Below are 3,259 nucleotides of genomic sequence, written 5' to 3' on the forward strand. Positions count from 1 at the left end.
ATTGCTTCGATTTTGGCCAATTGTTTTCTATCTAGAACGAGCTAATCAATTGAGTCTCTTGCCCTATAAGGATTTAGTCGATTTATGCCCCCTGATCGAATCATACCAAGTAACGAAGAGCCATTGAATTAGCAACGATAGATATACGCTTCAGCCGTCGAACTACTTATTAATTAGTACACAGGCTAAAAGCAAGCTGTGACTGGGTTATAATTTTTGGAGATGTCTAAAGCACGACGTTTTTAAAAATTTTCAGCTATGTATTTCCGAGAAATCGACTAAAAACGTTGCCAGATAAGGATTTGAGAGAATGACATAAGAGAGAATGAAACGACCCAAGGGGCAAGGGGAGGTGTTGCCCCTTGCCTGTTGCCTCTTGCCTCATCTCAACAAGCAATTTAAATACGCGGGCAGCTTATTGTGTTGGGTGAGGTGGGAACCCTAACCGTTGTATGATTGAACAATGCGAAGACTCACAATGACTCGACCCGACGACTGGCACCTTCATCTCCGCGATGGTGCGGCAATGAAAGCGGTTCTACCCCATACGGTGCGTCAGTTTGCCCGTGCCATTATCATGCCGAATTTAAAGCCCCCAGTGCGCTCAGTGGCTGATGCTGCCTCCTATCGCGAGCGCATTCTGGCAGCAGTTCCAGAGGGTCAACAGTTCGAGCCACTGATGACCCTATATCTCACCGATAATACCAGTCCCGAAGAAATCGTGGCGGCGAAAGCCTCCCAGTTTGTCAAAGCGGTGAAATACTACCCGGCCGGTGCGACAACTAATTCCGACTTGGGGGTGACGGACCTTCGTAGGTGCGATGGCGTTTTGGCAGCGATGGAGCAGCTGGATATGCCGCTACTACTGCACGGAGAAGTCACCGATGGTGATATTGATGTGTTCGATCGAGAGAAAGTGTTCATTGAGAAGCACTTAATCCCACTGATAACAAGATTTCCGAAACTGCGGGTGGTGTTTGAACACATTACCACTGCCGATGCGGTCAAGTTTGTTCTATCTGCTAACAACAATGTCGCCGCCACAATTACGCCCCAACATTTATTATTTAGCCGAAACATTCTCTTTACTGGTGGCATTCGTCCTCATTTTTATTGCCTGCCGATTTTGAAACGAGAGGATCATCGTTTGGCACTTTTGCAAGCGGCAACATCGGGCAATCCCAAGTTTTTTCTAGGGACCGATAGCGCGCCCCATTCTCGCTACAGCAAAGAAAGTTCCTGTGGCTGCGCGGGTTGTTATTCAGCCCTGCACGCTCTAGAGTTGTACGCAGAAGCTTTTGAGAGTGTCGATGCAATTGAGCAACTGGAAGGGTTTGCCAGCTTTCACGGTCCAGATTTTTATCAACTCCCCCGAAATACCGAACAAATCACCTTAACCAAAACCCCTTGGCGCATTCCCGATGAATTGCCATTTCCCGAATCCGGACTGGTGCCGTTACGAGCGGGTGAAGAGATAACCTGGCAATTAGGGGAATAAAAACCGCCAGTCTTGGTAGTTGCGGTCAAGAATTGACGATTAGTTAGGGCTGGCTGAATAAATCTAACAACCTTGTTGGATAAGGTTTTTAGACTTTTTTTCCCTCAAAAAGTGCCGACCATTGGAGTGATTGGGGGGAAAATTCCGGGACTTTTTCCCTGAAAATTAGGTAATTGACCAGGTGAAAATCGGTAAAACCCTACACCCTACACCCTACACCCTGTCCCCACGAAGAACTTTTTGCCGCAAACCCTAGTTATTTCCCGTGACAATGAGGAGGATCGATAACATTGGCAAAAATTGCCCAAAGTACCATGAGCGGCATCGGCAACAAACAGATTAGCCATTGATGACCGGTTAGGGTCGCCGTTGCAAACAGACTGTTCATCACCCCCCATTGGCTAAACAAAATTTGTAGGGCAACAGCAGCCACAATCCCCAAAATTAGGATCGGTGCATTAGTAATCGAGGTTGACTGACGACGCAGGTAGTCCACTAGGCTCATCCCTAATTGACTGATACTGAGCAGATAGATAACCCGTGCTGCCACAAGGGATTGAATTGCCATTGTGCGGGCAACGGCAATATCTCCTGTGGTCGATTTAGCCCACTCAAACATACCAAAAATCAGAATCCAGTTAAACAATGAAACAGCCAAAATTCGGCGCAATAGTTTTTTGGTGATCAAAGGTTCATTGGGATTGCGTGGTGGTGACTGCATAATGCTGGGGGATTTTGCTTCAAAGGCCAGGGGAACAGTCATCGTGACCGAGTTGATCATGTTCAACCAGAGTACTTGTAGGGAGAGGATCGGTAAATCTCGTGCCAGTAAAGTACTGATCAGAATCGTCATCGATTCGCCACCATTGACAGGTAAGAGAAAGGAGATTGCTTTGCGTAAGTTTTGATAAACGGTGCGTCCTTCTTCGACAGCGGCCTTGATCGAGGCAAAGTTATCATCAGTGAGGAGCATATCAGCAGATTCCCGGGCGACTTCCGTTCCTCCTTTCCCCATGGCAATGCCGATATCGGCCTGCTTGAGAGCCGGCGCATCATTAACACCATCGCCCGTCATCGCCACGATTTCTCCTTGGGACTGGAGTACTTCCACCAGTTGCAGTTTTTGGGTAGGGGCAACCCTGGCAAATACCGATCCATCGACCACCGCTTGGGCCAGTTGATGATTATCCATTTGCGCTAATTGTTTTCCCTCAAATGCTAAGACTTGTGCTGCCGTTTTAATGCCCATCCGTTCCGCGATCGCCCGCGCCGTGACAAGATGATCACCAGTAATCATCTTGACGCGAATCCCAGCACTTTGACAGGCATGAACGGCAGCGATCGCCTCTGGACGAGGCGGGTCAATCATGCCCTGTAATCCTAGAAACACCAAGCCTGTTTCGATATCCTCATGGTCGATAGAATGCTGATGGGTCGCGGCTGCTTTTTTGGCGAAGGCAAGCACCCGTAAACCCTGCTCTGCCATCGTTTCTACCGCTTGCTCGATCTGTTGGGCGTTCAGCACGGTCATCTGACCATAGCGATCGATCATCGAAAATTTGGGTCTGAAACCCCGTCGTTCTACGACGGCTTTACTGTTAAATATTAGCACATTTACGAAATATATGCTAAAATGTGAGGTATGGAAAAAGCCTATTCGTTTCGATTTTACCCAACACCCGAACAAGAGTCGCTATTGCGGCGCACTTTGGGCTGTGTAAGATTGGTTTACAATAAGGCACTCCATCTCAGAACACAAGC

At 47.9% G+C, this 3,259-nt stretch carries 2 protein-coding genes and 1 pseudogene; 2 read left to right on the forward strand and 1 reads right to left on the reverse strand.

Features of this window, described 5'->3' with window-relative positions; translation table 11 throughout:
* Positions 1-463: 463 nt before the first annotated feature.
* Entirely contained in the window at positions 464-1,498 is a 1,035-nt protein-coding gene (gene pyrC, locus PX482_RS17025; RefSeq protein WP_288097366.1) for a dihydroorotase, read from the forward strand.
* Positions 1,499-1,754: 256 nt separating this feature from the next.
* Here the strand turns inward: pyrC and PX482_RS17030 are convergent.
* Positions 1,755-3,050, reverse strand: a pseudogene (locus PX482_RS17030) (HAD-IC family P-type ATPase); the annotation flags it as partial.
* A gap of 90 nt (positions 3,051-3,140) precedes the next feature.
* Here PX482_RS17030 and PX482_RS17035 point away from each other — a divergent pair.
* On the forward strand, positions 3,141-3,259 hold a 119-nt coding region (locus PX482_RS17035), incomplete at its 3' end, for a helix-turn-helix domain-containing protein (RefSeq protein ID WP_287721274.1).

The sequence above is a fragment of the Microcystis sp. M53602_WE12 genome, assembly GCF_030065455.1.
Taxonomy (GTDB): domain Bacteria; phylum Cyanobacteriota; class Cyanobacteriia; order Cyanobacteriales; family Microcystaceae; genus Microcystis; species Microcystis aeruginosa.

Excerpts from the sequence above, each read along its gene's own strand:
- pyrC (WP_288097366.1), top strand. The coding sequence starts at position 464 with ATGCGAAGACTCACAATGACTCGACCCGACGACTGGCACCTTCATCTC.